Origin of the sequence: Streptomyces sp. SM11, assembly GCF_002910905.1 — a bacterium.
GTDB lineage: Bacteria > Actinomycetota > Actinomycetes > Streptomycetales > Streptomycetaceae > Streptomyces.
The window spans coordinates 72,878-87,695 of sequence record NZ_NEUE01000246.1 but is presented as its reverse complement, the minus strand read 5'-3'; the positions used below and the strand labels follow the sequence as shown (position 1 = coordinate 87,695).

At 72.4% G+C, this 14,818-nt stretch carries 4 protein-coding genes and 1 pseudogene (1 of these 5 only partly in view); all 5 read right to left on the bottom strand.

Annotation, left to right across the window (positions count from 1 at the left end; genetic code table 11):
• Positions 1 to 569, bottom strand: a pseudogene (locus tag B9S58_RS26245) (helix-turn-helix domain-containing protein); the annotation flags it as partial.
• A 104-nt stretch (positions 570 to 673) separates the two neighbouring features.
• Positions 674 to 1,465 (bottom strand): hypothetical protein, encoded by a 792-nt coding sequence (locus B9S58_RS26240; RefSeq protein ID WP_103534508.1) that lies wholly within the window; start codon positions 1,463 to 1,465, stop codon positions 674 to 676.
• A gap of 19 nt (positions 1,466 to 1,484) precedes the next feature.
• The gene (locus tag B9S58_RS26235) at positions 1,485 to 2,408 is read right to left on the bottom strand and encodes a hypothetical protein (RefSeq protein ID WP_103534507.1); all 924 of its coding nucleotides are present in this window, start codon (positions 2,406 to 2,408) and stop codon (positions 1,485 to 1,487) included.
• A gap of 1,059 nt (positions 2,409 to 3,467) precedes the next feature.
• On the bottom strand, positions 3,468 to 12,941 hold the full coding sequence (locus tag B9S58_RS38185; protein ID WP_103534506.1) for a type I polyketide synthase: 9,474 nt from the start codon (positions 12,939 to 12,941) through the stop codon (positions 3,468 to 3,470).
• Positions 12,938 to 14,818 carry the 3' portion of an SDR family NAD(P)-dependent oxidoreductase gene (locus B9S58_RS26225; RefSeq protein ID WP_103534505.1) on the bottom strand. The gene runs 5,166 nt beyond the window's last position, so 1,881 of the gene's 7,047 nt are visible here — the last part of the coding sequence; its start codon lies beyond the right edge, outside the window; the stop codon is at positions 12,938 to 12,940. The genes B9S58_RS38185 and B9S58_RS26225 overlap by 4 nt, the downstream gene beginning before the upstream one ends.

The window sequence follows — 14,818 nt, the reverse complement described above, 5'->3', positions numbered from 1 at the left end:
GTGGTCGAAGAAGGCGTCCATGACGTCCTTGCCGTGGCCGTCGGCCATCCACACCACTCGTCCGGTGTCATGGTCGACCACGCAGGTCATGTAGCGGTGGCCGCGCTTGTAGGAGATCTCGTCGATCCCGACCCGCCGCAGCCCGGCCAGTCGGTCGACGGCCCCGTCGCGGTCGGCGACGTAGCGCTCGACGATCCGGCCCACCGTCCGCCAGGACGTCCGTATCAACACCGCCGTCGCGGACTTCGAGCACTCCGCGGCCAGCCACGCGGTCCGCTGGTCGAAAGCGCGGGTGTGCCCGGCACCATGACGGGCCCAGGGCACCGCGACGACCGTCGGCCCATGCTCCCGGCAGGCCACCCGAGGCGCATCAGCCTCCAGGAACACCCGCACCGCACCGTGGTCCAGGGCCCGCCACCGGCGCCGTCCCCGGCCACCGTCGTACCAGGACGCGGGCCGGACACAGATCCCACACCGCTGCCGCCGCCGCGCTTCGGGCCGTACCGACACGATCACGCACTGTTCGTTCCCGTCGAAGCGGACCCCTTCGACCACGGCCTTTCGACCATCAGGGTCCGCTTCCATATGCTGAAGATAGACACGCCGCTTCTCTGCTTGATCAACCTTGTTGCTAGACACCTCAAGGTTCACAGAGAGCGGCGTGTTTCACGTATCAGCCCAGCTCAGAGCCCCCACACATATGACAGGAGAGCCGCTTTGCGTCGCTGCCGGTGACCTCTGCGCAGACGGTGAGGACGGCGTTGGCGAGACGTTCGCCCTCCGGTCGGCCTCCCAGTCCGTCAAGGGGTGCGTCGAGCCACTGGCAGCGTGGCAGCATAGCGAGCGGCATACTGCGCGCGGCCTCGAGAACCATCAGGTGGAAGGCAGTGTGGGTGATACTCACCAGCCCGGCAGAGCGGGCCAGCTGCTTGAGAGTCCTGCCGTTGATCTTGGGGGCCAGGGTCTTCGGATCGATCACAGCACTGCGGATCTTGTCCGGCGCCATGGGAATCACAAGGTCCGCGAAGATCTGAGACAACTGCTTCGCGGTCTGCTTCCGGTGCTGCAGCGCCTCCCCCTCCGTAGCGGCCCAAGCCTTCGCCGCCTCCTCGGCCTGCTGCGACGACGAGGCCTCCTTCTTCTCCAGTTCCGCGACCTGGGCGAGCTCCTGACGCCGCGCCTTGACCGCTTCCAGCTTCGCCCGGACCTCGCTCTCGCCCGCGCGAGCGCGACTCCGCGCCTCCTCGCGGGGGGTGATCTCCTGCGCCCGGTACGCACCGGCCCGGCCAGCAAGCCGCTGCGCGTCCTGTTCAGCTTTGCGCCGTGCCTCCACCGCACTCTGCACACTGCGCTGAGCCCTGCTCAACTCCGAGTCCAGGGCGGCCGCGGCCTCCTTGGCCCGCGTCAGTTCCAAGGCACGCTGGGCCTGACGTTCGGCCAGGCCGGGGTCGGGCTGGCCGCACACAGGGCAAGCGAGGCCCTGCTCATTCGAGTGGCCCTGCAAGGGCTGCTCGCACTCGGGGCAGTGCTTGCGAGGCCGCGTGGCCGCCTCGGCGACCTCCAGTCGCTGGCGGGCCAGTCCGCGGCGCCCGTGAGGCGAGCATCTGATGGGCCTGATCCGCTGCGGTGGCGGCACTCGAAACTGCCTGCAGTCCCCGTGCCGCTTCGGCATCCCGGCCCGTCAGGACTCCCTGATGGTGCTCGATCTCCTGTGCGAGGCGCAGGAGATCGCCTGCGTGCTGGTCGGCAGCCCGGCTGTATCGCTCCTGCTCCATGTCGAGATCGAACGAGGTCGGCAGCCCGTACTTCTGACGCTGCTCGTTCGCTTTACGCAGGGCGGTCGCGTCCCTGGTGGCCCGGCTTCGGGCGGCATGTGCCTGCGCCTTGAGACGGGCTGCTCCCTCGTCGAGGACGCCGAAGCAGACCCCCAAGGTGAGGTTCATATCCGCGGCGCTGACCGAACCGAAGGTGCTTCGACCAGCATGGTGCTGCTGGAGGTAGACGAGGACCAGCACCGTGTCGAGCGTGACGTTCCCGCGCGGGGTCTCCATAGGGGGAATGCCCATACGCTCCAGCGCGAAGGACCCAGCTGCCAACTCGCCGGCCTCCGGGCGTACGAGCAGCGGCTCCTCGGTCTCTCCGGTGCTCATGTTCAGGTAGGTCACGTGCTGTGCGGCGAGATCCAGGGTGGCGGACCAGATGCCATCGTCCGTCGCGAACTCGACCCTGATCGCTTCGCATTGCTCGACGATCACCGGGGTGAGGACCACACTGGTGGCGCCCAGTGCCGCGAAGGCGGCCTCCGAGACCGTGCTGCCCCCTGCCCCGATGCCGGCACGCAGGCGACGCATCGACGCGCCGAGATCGATGCCGCCCCACTCCCCCTCGATCAGGAACTCTTCCTTCAAGCTCGAGCAGTAGTGACGTCGCTTGTCGATGAGCCCCCTGGACGTCGCCCCGCGAACCGCCGCGCCCCTCCTGGGAGCCTGGCCGCCTGATCCAGGTAGCGCACGGCGTAACCCTGCTCATCCGAGTATCTGGCGCCGGGCCACGTTGCTGTGGCGGCCATCAGACCGCAGAGGGCCGCATCACCAGAGTTGACGGTTGGCAGGCCGACGCCAACATCAACGTCACGCCCGGTGCGCAACCGGTCCCGCAGGATCCGGCCGGACCGGCGGGACCGACTCCCTCCAGCGCACACTCAGGACATGAGATCCAGAACGCGGACCTGCGCACCGGCCCACCGGCCCGGCGCAGTGGTCGCCACGATCGCCCCGTCCGGCCGGTCAGGAGTGGGCTGCGCGGCGTATCGGCTGTGGGCAATCGAGGTAGATGTCATGTCCCGCAGCACACGGCCAGATCTTGCGCGAGAACGCTCGAACGCCTGCGCTGAAGTTCCGTCGGTGAAATAGTCGCCCGCAGACCGCACCGACATGGTGTGTGCGGGACAGGCCCGGTGCCTTACAGGCTTGATCCTGGGATGGAGTACGACCGGGTTCGCAGCGGCCCCGACAGCCCGCGCGGCCGCCGGGGCTGTTTCCGTGAGGACTGCCACGAATCGATTTCTGTGAGGCAGCGGGTCGAAAAGACGACCCCTGATTTCCTGCTCTATAGGGGCCGCGAGCACGCCGATCATCAGCAGTGAGCATTGCTTCGCTTGGTCGAGGTGGCCGAGTGGCTGAAGGCCTGCGAGTCGGACGAAGGTGGCGCGTCGTGGGCGACAACGTCGGTACCGAAGCCGTGCTCCCCAGAGGCAGGAAGGTCCACCGGCGAGGCCGAAACGCTGGGAAATCCTTCCGCCCCTGAACCGTCAAGCTGCAGTACGGATCCTGGGTTCGCTGATGAGCCGGGCACTGCAGGCGCCGGTGACAACGCGCCGGAACGGCCAGGCTCACGAGAGTCAGAGCGGTGATGAGGATGGAGATGACCACGCCCCTGGGCCCGAAGCCCCAGCAGGCGACTGCGGATCAACCCGGATCCGTGTTCAGCCGTGTGACCACGACGTCGGCCAGCTCGCGGGGGGTCGGGCATTCGTAGAGCAGGTCGGCGGGCCACTCCAGATCGGTCAACCGCGTGAGGTGGTCACGTAGTTCGAGGGCGGTGACCGAGGTAAGGCCGAGGTCGAAGAATTCATCCTCGGCGCCGATCTCGGACGCGGACTCGTACCCCAGAACGGCGGCCGAGAGGCGCTGGATGCCGCCGAGCACGGCCTCGGCCCAGTCCTTTGGGGGAAGTACCGCCAGGCTTGTCAGGAGTTCTGCGCCCAGGGGCCCTGGATCCGTCTCCGGTCGGAGCTGGGGCTCGGGGTGGAGGTTGGGCCAGGGAGCGGGGTCGGGGTCGGGTTCCGGGGCGGATCGCGCGGGCTCCGCGACGGGCGCAGCCTGTGTTGCGTGCGAAGTGTCCACGAGGCGGACGGCCGTCTCCTCGGTGGACATGGCCCGCCACAGCCCGGTCACCGCGGCCTGGGAGTCGAGGTCTGGGTGAACCGCCACGGCGAGTGTGGTGCCCGGTGTGCGCAGGGTGGTGTCCGCGTGCTCCCCGACGGAGACGACAGTCACCATTGGCGCAGCCGCGTCCTCGAATCCACTGCCGGCCCGGACGATCGCCGCCGTGAGCCGTGCGGAGCCCTCGGCCGTCCCGAACTCCAGGGTGCCCGGGATACCTTCCGCACCCCCGGCCACCAGGCAGCGCGCCTCGGAACCGAGCACGGCGTCGACCGTCGCCCGGGTGAGCTCGTCCGCGGGACCGGCGACGAGAACATCGCCTTCGGGCCGCCACACGCCGGCCCGGCCCAGCAACTCGTACTTGCGTACGAACATGCCGTCCGGCTCGATCCGCGTCTCCCTGCACCCTTCGGCGATCGCCGAGCACAGGCGCCTGCGGGCGGGGACGTCGAACTTCTTCGGGAGGGTCACGACGTGGTCGCAGTCGGGTATCGCCCCGTCGCCGTCGACGAGGGCCCATCGGGGCACCCCTTCCTCCGCAACCGGTTCGGCGCCGGGCAGGGCGACCACGAGGTCAGGGCGCCGTGCGCCGTGCGAGCGGACCCGGGCGCCGTGCCGGACAAGAGCGCCCGCGACCGCGTCGGCCAGGCTCTCGTCGCCCGCGGAGGGAGCGAGCAAGAGGACGTCGCACGCGAGGGCGGGCACGAAGGTCTCTGGCACCCGCATCCACCGCACGCCCTCCAGGACCGGTGCCGCCGCTCCCGAGCGGAGGCGACCGAGGGCTGCAAGCACCTGGTCCGGGGACTCGTCGCCCCGCAGGTTCAACAGGTCGAGGGCGGCGCCCAGATCGGCGTCTTCGACAGCCGACCAGAGCAAGCCAAGCGCGGGAGCCTGCTCCGGTGCGGGTGCGGCTGCTGCCTCGGCGGCAGGCTTGGGCCAGCAGCGAAGGCTCTGGAAGGCATATGTGGGCAGGCGCGTCAAGGTGTCCGGCCGGCCGGCGTGGACGGCCGGCCAGTCCACTGCCACTCCGTGGGTGTGCAGGAGTCCGAGGGCCTCCGCGGCGGTACGCACGTCCTCGCGGTCGCGGCGCAAAAGCGAGACGGAGCACACCGGGCGGTCCGGCAGGCAGGTTTCGGCGGCTGGCGCGAGGACGGTGTCGGGCCCCAGTTCGAGGAAGGCCGTGGTCCCGTTCTCGTGAGCCTGGCTGACTGCGTCGAAGAACCGTACGGAGACGCGCAGTTGGTCCACCCAGTAGTCGGGGGTGTCCATCGCGTGGACGGTGCGGACCGTGGAGACGACCGGAACTGCGGGCCGCCCGAAGCGGATCTCGGCGGCGACCTTCCGGAACTCGGCAAGGGCGGGATCGACGCGGAGCGAGTGGAAGGCAACGTCCACGCGCAGTCGACGGGTGCGGTGCCCCCGCTCCGAGAAGTCTTGGGCCGCGCCGAGAACCTCGTTCTCGTCCCCGGACAGGACGACCGATCGGGGCCCGTTGACGGCGGCCACGTCCACCCGGCCGGCACGGCCCTCCAGGACGGCGAGGACCTCCTCCTCCGTCGCCCGTACCGCCACCATCGCTCCCCCGGCCGGCAGTTCGCCCAGGACCCGGCCGCGGGCCGTGACGAGAGTAGCGGCGTCGGCGAGGGGCAACAGCCCGGACACGCAGGCTGCCGAGAGCTCGCCGATGGAGTGGCCGATCAGGCTGTCGGGGGTGACGCCCCAGCTCGACAGCAGCCGGAACTGGGCCACTTGCAGGGCGAAGAGGGCCGGCTGGGTGTACTGGGTGCGGTCCAGCAGGTCGTCCCGTTCGAAGACCGCCTCGCGCAACCCTGTGTCCAGCCGGAAGTGCGCGGACACCTCGTCGAAGGCGTGCGCGTACACGGGAAACGTCTCGTACAGCCCCCTTCCCATGGCGGGGAGTTGGCTGCCCTGACCGGTGAAGAGCAGGGTGAGCCGTTGTCCGGCCGACCGCGCCCTGCGCAGGCCGTCGGCCGCGCCGTCGTCGGCCAGGGCCGTGAGGGCGGCACGCCGCCGCTGTGCGTCGGTACCAGTCACCATGGCCCGGTGCCTGTGGTGGGCCCGAGTGGTGGACAAGGCGCGCGCCACGGCGGGAAGGTCGTCGGTGTCTGACTCCAGCAGGCGCCGTGCCTGCCCGCGCAGGGCCTGCTCGGAGCGTGCCGACAGCAGCCAGGGAACTCCGTCCAGGGCTGGCAGCGGCTCCGCGGTGTCCATGGCTATGGGTGCGCCCGTGGCCGTGTTCGTGTTACCTGCGGCGGTGGTGCCTGTGCCCGTGAGACTCGGTGCCTGCTCGATCACCACATGGACGTTGGTGCCGCTGATGCCGAAGGAGGAGACGCCCATACGGCGCGGACCTGCGCTCTCGGGCCAGGGCTGTGCCTGGTCCAGCAGGGCGACCTCGCCGGCGGTCCAGTCGACGTGCGGGGAGGGCTCGTCGATGTGCAGGCTCCGGGGCAGCAGGCCGTTGCGGATTGACAGGACCGCCTTGATCACTCCAGCGATGCCGGCGGCCGCCTGTACGTGGCCGACGTTGGACTTGAGCGAGCCGAGCCGCAGCGGGGCCGGCCGGTCCTGGCCGTAGACGGCGAGGACGGCTTGCGCCTCGATGGGGTCACCGAGGGCGGTGCCGGTGCCGTGCGCCTCGACGGCGGCGACGTCCGCGGGGGCAAGGCAGGCGGCGGCGAGAGCCGCACGCATCACCTTCTCCTGGGCCGCGCCGTTGGGGGCGGTGAGGCCGTTGCTGGCACCGTCGGAGTTCAGGGCGCTGCCGCGCAGAACTGCTAGTACTTCGTGGCCCTGGGCACGGGCCCTGGAAAGGAGTTCGACAAGGACCACTCCGACTCCTTCGCCCAGTGCGGTGCCATCCGCCGCCGCGGCGAAGGGCTTGCACCGTCCGTCGGCGGCCAGTCCGCGCTGGCGGCTGAACTCCACGAAGGGAACGGGCGTGGCCAGCACGGACACCCCGCCGGCGAGCGCAAGATCGCACTCCCCCGCCCGTACCGCCTGGGCGGCGAGGTGCAGGGCGGTCAGCGAGGAGGAGCAGGCCGTGTCGACGGTAACGGTCGGGCCTTCCAGGCCGTAGGTGTAGGCGACCCGGCCGGACAGGACGCCGCCGCCGACGCCAGCGGCGAGGAAGCCCTCGGCAGCCGCGTTCTCCAGGAGGCGGCCGTAGTCCTGGTACATGGAGCCCACGAACACACCGGTCGGGGTGCCGCGCAGCGAAGTCGGGTCGATCCCGGCGTCCTCGCACGCCTCCCAGACCGTTTCCAGCAGGACCCGCTGCTGCGGGTCCATCGCAACGGCCTCGCGCGGCGCCACCCCGAAGAAGGCGGCGTCGAAGGCCGTCGCGTCGGCCATGAATCCGCCGTGCCGGGTGTAGGAGCTACCGGGGGCCGCCGGGTCGGGGTCGTACAGACGTTCCAGGGGCCAGCCTCGGTCGTCGGGGAAGGGGCCTATGCCGTCGCGTTCGCGGACGAGCATCTCCCAAAGGTCGTCGGGGGTGCGCACCCCGCCGGGGAGCCGGCAGCCGAGGCCGACGAGGACGACCGGGTCGTCCTCGTCGGCTGCGACGGCACGGACCGCCGGGGCTACCGCCGGGGCGGTGCCCGCGAGGAGTTCGTCGAGGTGGCGGGCGACCGCCGACGGGGTGGGGTGGCTGAACACCAGGGTGGCCGGCAGGCGCAGGCCAGTGGCTCCGGCGAGCCTGCCGCGCAGTTCGACGGCGGCGAGCGAGCCGAAGCCCGCTTCCTTGAAGGCCCGGCCGGGGTCGACCGCCTCCGGTGAGGCGTGTCCGAGGACGGCCGAGGTGTGCCCGACGACCAGGTCGAGGAGGGTGCGCAGACGCTCGGGCCCGGTCTTTCCCGCGAGGCGGGCGGCCAGCTCGGAGACGGCGGCGCCGCCCCTGGCGGCGGCCGTTCGGCGCACGGGCCTGCCGGACAGGTCGCGCAGCGGCGCGGGTATCTGCTCACCCTGCGCCCGCAGGGCGGCGGGGTCGAGGCGGATCGGGGCGAGCACCGGCTCGTCGGAGGCCAGGGCGGCGTCCAGGGCGGCGAGGGCGTCCACGGTGGGGAGGGGACGGAAGCCGGAGCGACCGAGGCGGGCCCGGTCGACCCCGTCCGTCATGCCACTGGTGGCGTCCCACAAGCCCCAGGCCAGGGAGACCCCGGGCAGACCCTGTGCGTGGCGGCGGCGGGCCAGTGCATCGAGGCCGGAGTTGGCCGCGGCGTAGTTGGCCTGCCCGAGGCCGCCGAGGATGCCCACAGCGGAGGAGTACACCACCAGGCGCGCCTGGGGCAGCAGTTCATGGAGGTGGAGCGCCGCGCCGAGCTTCGCGCCGAGTACCTGGGCGAGGCGTTCGGAGGTCAGCCCGGTGATCAGTCCGTCGTCGAGTACGCCCGCGGCGTGGACGACGGTGTCGAACGAGGTGCCGTCGGTCAGTGCGGCGAGGGCGGCACGGTCGGTGACGTCGCAGGCGACGGCCCGCACCTCGGCTCCGGCCGCGGTCAGTTCCTCGATGAGGGCGGCCATGCCGCGTGCCTCGGAGCCGCGCCGGCCGACCAGCACCAGGTCGCGTACACCGTGTTCCTGAACGAGGTGCCGGGCCACGAGCTGCCCCAGGGTGCCCGAGGCTCCGGTCACCAGGGTCCGGCCGATGACACCGTTCCTGCCCGGCGCGGGGACGACGCGGACCAGCCGCGGCACGGTCGCGGTTCCAGCGGCCAGGGCGAGCTGGGGCTCGTCCGTGGCGAGGGCCGCGGGGATCGCTGCGAGGGTGGCCTCGTCGAGGTCGGCCAGGTCGAGCAGCCGGAAGCTGCCGGGGTGTTCGAGCTGGGCTGACCGTACGAGGCCCGCGACGGTTGCCTCGGCCACGTCGTGGTGGATCCGGCGGGTGACCAGGACGAGGGTGGAGTCCGGGTGCCCCTCGTCGGCCAGCCACTCGTGCACGAGGGAGAGTGCGGCACGCGCCGCTTCTCCGGGCTCGCCGGCCGGAGTCGGCACCAGGACGTGGCGCGCCGGGTCGTAGGTGGGCTGCTGCCCCAGTTGCCGGGCAAGTTCGGGATCGCGTACGGCGTAGTCCTCGTGCATACCTTCGGGCAGCGCCCTGGCCACCTGCCGGGGGCACAGCAGGTCGCCCCGGTCCGGCCTGCCGAGGGCGCCTGCCGGGAGCTCGCGGAGCACGAGGGTGTCGACGGACGCGACGGGCGCCCCGGCGGTGTCGGTGATGGCCAGGCGGACGCCGTCGGGGCCCGCGGCCGACAGGGTCACGCGGACGGTGTCGGCGCCGGAGGCGTGGATGCGCAGGCCCTGCCATTCGAAGGGCAGGGCGGGGCGTCCGCCCTCGCCCGTGGTGAGGAACCCGCCGACGGCGATGGGGTGCAGGCAGGCGTCGAGCAGGGCCGGGTGGAGGGTGAACCCGTCGGCGTGGTCGGTACCGGGCAGCGCGACCTCGGCGTGGAGGTCCCCGTCACGGCCCCGCCACAGCGCTCGTACGCCCCGGAAGGCCGGGCCGTAGTTCAGGCTCGCTTCCTCCAGGGTGGCGTAGAGGGCGTCGACGTCCTGGGGTTCAGCCCCGGCAGGCGGCCACGCGGTGGTGTCGGCCGGCGGCTCGACGGCGTCCGGCAGGAGTACGGCGGTAGCGTGCGTGGTCCAGTGCCCCGCCCCGGTGAGGGTGTGCAGGGTCAGTCCGCGCGAGCCGTCGTCGGCCGGAGCCGTGACGTCGATGCGCAGCCGGACGTCGGCGGCCTCGGGGAGGACGACCGGGGTGAGCAGGGTGAGCTGGTCGACGACCGCGCAGCCGGTCTCGTCGGCCGCCCGGGAGGTGAGTTCCGCCAGAGCCGCGCCGGGCAGTACCGCCTGTCCTTCGACGGTGTGGTCGGCGAGCCAGGGATGGTCCGACAGACCGAGCCGGCCGGTCAGCACCGTCCCCCCGGCCCCCTCCGCGGCGGGCAGGGCCGCGCGCAGGACGGGGTGGTCGATGTCGTCGAGGCCCAGGGCGACCGCGCCGCCTCCGCCATGGTCGGCGCGCATCCAGTACGGCTCGGTGACGAAGGTGGTGGTGGGCAGGTCGGTACGCCGTGCATCGGGCCAGAGCGCGGACCAGTCGGGGCGTACGCCCTTCACGTACAACTGGGCGAGAGCGTGGAGCATTTGCTCGGGGCCGCCCTCGTCGCGGCGCAGGGTGTGGGCGACCGTGGTGTCGGTGCCGAGGGCGTCGACGGTCTCCTGTACGCCCGTCGTCACTACGGGGTGGGGGCTGACCTCCAGCAGGGTGGTGCAGTCGCGCCGGACGAGCGCGGTGACCGCCTCGTCGAAGCGGACGGTCTCGCGCAGGTTGCGGTACCAGTAGTCGGCGTCGAAGGCGTCGGCGGCCTCGATCCAGCGGCCCTCCACCGAGGAGAAGAAGGGGATCTCGGGGGTGCGCGGGCTGACGGGGGCGAGGGCTTCCAGCACCTGGGTGCGGACGGTCTCCACATGGGCGCTGTGCGAGGCGTAGTCCACGTCGACGCGCCGTGCCCGTACCCCCTCCTCCTCGCAGACGGCGAGGAGTTCGTCGAGAGCGTCGGTGTCGCCGGAGACGACCACGGAGCTCTTGCCGTTGACCGCGGCCAGCGACAGCCTGCCGTCCCAGCCGCGCAGCCGGATCCGGGCTTCGCCGGAGGGCACGGCCACGGACATCATGCCGCCGCGGCCCGAGAGGGCGGTGAGGGCACTGCTGCGCAGGGCGACGACGCGGGCGGCGTCCTCAAGGCTGAGGGCGCCGGCCACACAGGCGGCGGCGATCTCACCCTGGCTGTGTCCGGCGACGGCAGCCGGACGGATGCCGAGGGAACGCCACACCTCGGCGAGGGAGACCATGACTGCGAACAGGGCGGGCTGAACGACGTCGACCCGGTCGAGGTCCTCTCCGCCGCGCAAAACCTCCGTCAGCTCGAAGTCCACGAACGGGGCCAGGGCGGCCTCGCACTGCTCGATCCGCTCCCGGAACACCCTGCTGGTGTCCAGCAGACGCACGGCCATGCCCCGCCACTGCGAACCCTGGCCGGGGAAGAGTAAGGCGACGCCGCCGTTCGGGCCGGTGGTCCCTTCGACCACGGCGGGCGAGGGCCGGCCGGCGGCCAGGTCGGCCAGCGCGGCGAGGAGTTCGGCCCGGTCGGTGCCGAGGACGACCGCGCGGTGCTCGTGGGAAGCGCGGGTGGTGGCCAGGGAAAGTGCCACGTCCTCGGGACGCGGCTCCTGCGGGAGCCCGGTCAGGAAGGTCGTGAGGGTAGTGGCTTGGGCACGCAGCGCGGCATCGGAGCGGGCGGAGAGGGTCCAGGCCAGGGGGGCGGGGGCGGGGGGCGAGGTCAGGGAGGGTACGGCGGGCGACTGCGCGGAGGGAGCGGCGGGCGAGGTCAGAGAGCGTGCGGCTCTCGCGGCTTCCACTGTGTCCGTCGTGGCTGCGGCGTCCAGTGCGCCTGTTGCATCCGTCGTGCCTGCGGCGGCGGCCTCGACCAGTGCGCCTGTGACGTCCTCCGCGACCTGTGCGTCCGCCGCGTCGGTCGTGTCCGTTCCGCCTGTCGCGTCCGCTGATTGCACCGCGTGCGCCACGGTCACCGAGCGCGCCGCGGCCAACGGCCGGTCCTCCTGCCCGTCGTCCACCGGTACCGGCGGCTCCTCCAAGATCACGTGGGCGTTGGTGCCGCTGACCCCGAAGGAGGAGACGGCCGCGCGCCGGGGTTCCTTCCCGGCGGGCCACGGCACGTTCTCGGCCAGGAGTTCCACCGCACCCGAGGACCAGTCCACGTACGGGGTCGGGGCGTCGAAGTGCAGGGTCCTGGGCAGTACTCCGTGCCGCATGGCCATGACCATCTTGACGATCCCGGCGACGCCAGCCGCCGCCTGGGTGTGCCCCAGGTTGGACTTGACCGATCCCAGGCGCAGCGGCCGGGCGCGCTGCCCGCCGTACGCGGCGAGCACGGCCTGTGCTTCGACCGGGTCCCCGAGCGGGGTGCCGGTGCCGTGTGCCTCGACCGCGTCGACCTGCTCCGGGGTCAGACCGGCGTCCACGAGGGCTTCGCGGATGACGCGCTGCTGGGCGGGGCCGTTGGGCGCGGTGAGGCCGTTGCTGGCGCCGTCGGAGTTGACGGCGGTGCCCCGGACCACCGCGAGCACCCGGTGGCCGGCGGCCAGGGCCGTCGCCAGGCGTTCGACGACGATGACGCCGACGCCCTCGGACCAGGCGGTGCCGTCCGCCGCCGCGGCGAAGGGCTTGCAGCGTCCGTCGGGGGCCAGGCCGCGCTGGCGGCTGAACTCGACGAAGGCGGCGGGGGTAACCATCACGGCGGCCCCTCCGACGAGGGCCATGTCGCACTCGCCCCGGCGCAGCGAACGTACGGCCAGGTGGAGGGCGACGAGCGACGAGGAGCAGGCGGTGTCCAGCGTGATGGCGGGCCCGCGCAGACCCAGTTGGTAGGCGACGCGGCCGGAGACCACGCTGCCTGCCCCCTGGGCGCCCGGGTAGTCGTGGTGCATGACGCCCGTGAACACGCCGGTACGGCTTTCGCGCAGCGAGGTCGGATCGAGGCCCGCGCGCTCGACGGCCTCCCAAGAGGTCTGGAGGATCAGTCGCTGCTGGGGGTCGGTGTAGAGGGCTTCCTTAGGGGAGATCCCGAAGAATCCGGCGTCGAATCCGGCGGCGTCGTGCAGGAAGCCGCCCTGATTGACGGTGGTCGTCCCGGGGTGGTCGGGGTCGGGGTGGTGGAGCGCGCCCAGGTCCCAGCCACGGTCCGCGGGGAAGGGGGTGATCCCGTCCCTGCCCTCGGCGACGAGCGACCACAGGTCGTCGGCTGAGGCGACACCTCCCGGATAGTGGCAGGCCATGCCGACGATGGCGACCGGTCCTGCAGATCGCTCCTCCAGGTCGCGCAGCCGCTGCCGCGTCGACTGCAGTTCCGCGGTCACCCGGCGCAGGTAGTCGCGGAGCTTGTCCTCGTTGTTCATCGGGAGCGTTCCTCCAGTCCCGGCAGCGGGCTGCCGAGCTCGGCGTCGATCAGGGCGAAGACCTCGTCGTCGGTCGCCGAGGCGAGAGCGGTGACGGGTTCTGCCGCGGTACGGGGTGTCAGGTGATCGAGCAGACCGCGGACGCGTTCCGCGGTGCGGTCGCGGGACACGTCGTCCGTCGCCGCCGCCGTGAGTGCGGCGGCGAGACGGTCGAAGGCCGCGAACAGGGTCGGCAGGTCGGTCGCCCCTGACTCGCCGGCGAACCGCTCGTCGAGGTGGGCAACCAGGTCGGCCGGGGTGGGATGGTCGAAGACGAGCGTGGCCTCCAGGGACAGGCCGACGGCCGCGCCCAGCCGGTTACGGAACTCGATGGAGCTCAGCGAGTCGAAGCCGAGTTCCTGGAAGGACCGGTCGGACTCGATCGTGGAAGCGTCTGCGTAGCCGAGGACGGCCGCGGCCTGTCCGCGCACCAGCGCGGAGAGCCTGGCGCGACGCTCCTGGGGACCGAGGTGCACGAGGCCGGGGTCGGCGATCGGGGGCGCGTCGGGTGCCCGTAGCAGGCCACGCAGTACGTGCGGTACGACGGCGGCCGTTCCGCGCGCGAGCCGCAGGGCGGTGACCGCCGGGTGCGGTCCGGCGAGGGCTGCGTCGAACAGGGCGAGGGCCGCATCAGACGGGAGCGGCTCGATGCCGCCGCGCGCCAGGCGGTCGCGGTCGGTGGCCATGCCCCCGTCGACCGCCCACGGTCCCCAGGCCACGGAGACCGCCCGGCCGCCGGATGCGACGCGCCGGCGGGCGAGTGCGTCGAGGAAGGAGTTGGCGGCGGCGTAGTTGCCCTGTCCGGGACCGCCCAGCACGCCCGCCACCGAGGAGAACAGCACCAGTCGGGCTTCGGGCAACAGTTCGTGGAGGTTGGCCGCGCCCTCGATCTTGGGCCGCAGCACCCGCTCCAGGCGCTCCGTGTCGAGGGCCGTGACGACCCCGTCGTCGAGTACGCCCGCCGCGTGCACCGCCATGGTCACCGGCCGGCCGGCCAGCAGGGCTGCCAGGGCTGCGCGGTCGGCCACGTCGCAGGCGGCCGTCTCGATGCGGGCGTCCAGCCCGTCCAGGCCGACCGGGCCCCTGCCGCTGCGGCTGACCAGCAGCAGGTCGCGTACGCCATGCCGTTCCACGAGGTGGCGGACTACCGGCCCTGCGAGAGCGCCGCTCGCGCCCGTGACCAGGACCCTACCGGGCCGTTGGGGCTCAACTGCGGTCGTTGCGGCCGGTATCCGCAGCAGCCGGGCGCCCAGCACCTGTCCGTCGCGCAGGAGCAGGTGCGGCTCGTCGGAGCCCAGCGCCCGGTGCATCTGCGTGAGGTCCTCGGCATCCACCAGGCCGAAGCGCCCGGGGTGTTCCGACTGCGCCGAGCGCACCAGCCCCCAGGCGGTGGCCGTGGCCAGGTCCGGGGCCGCGCTGACGAGCACCAGCCGCGCGGACGCGAACCGCTGGTCGGCGAGCCACGTCTGGAGCCGGTCGAGCAACTCGACGGCGAGGGACCTGGCGTCCGAAGGCTGGCCGTCGGACGCGACGGGCAGCACGACCACCGGCGGTACGTCCGTCAGCGCGTCCAGGTCGTCGGCCCGCACCAGCTGCGCCCCGGAGGCGGCGAGGGTGGCGCCGAGCCCGTCCGGGTCGGGGCCGACGACCGCGTAACGGGCCCGTGAGTCGAGCTCGGGAGTCTCGACGGGCTGCCACTCCACGTGCAGGAGCGGCTCGGCGGTCGCACCCGCGCGGCGCAGAACCACCGAGTCGACGGACGCCACGGGCGCACCCGCGTGGTCCGTGAGCCGGAGTTCGACCGCGTCGGCCCGGTGGTGGACGACCGTCACCCGGGC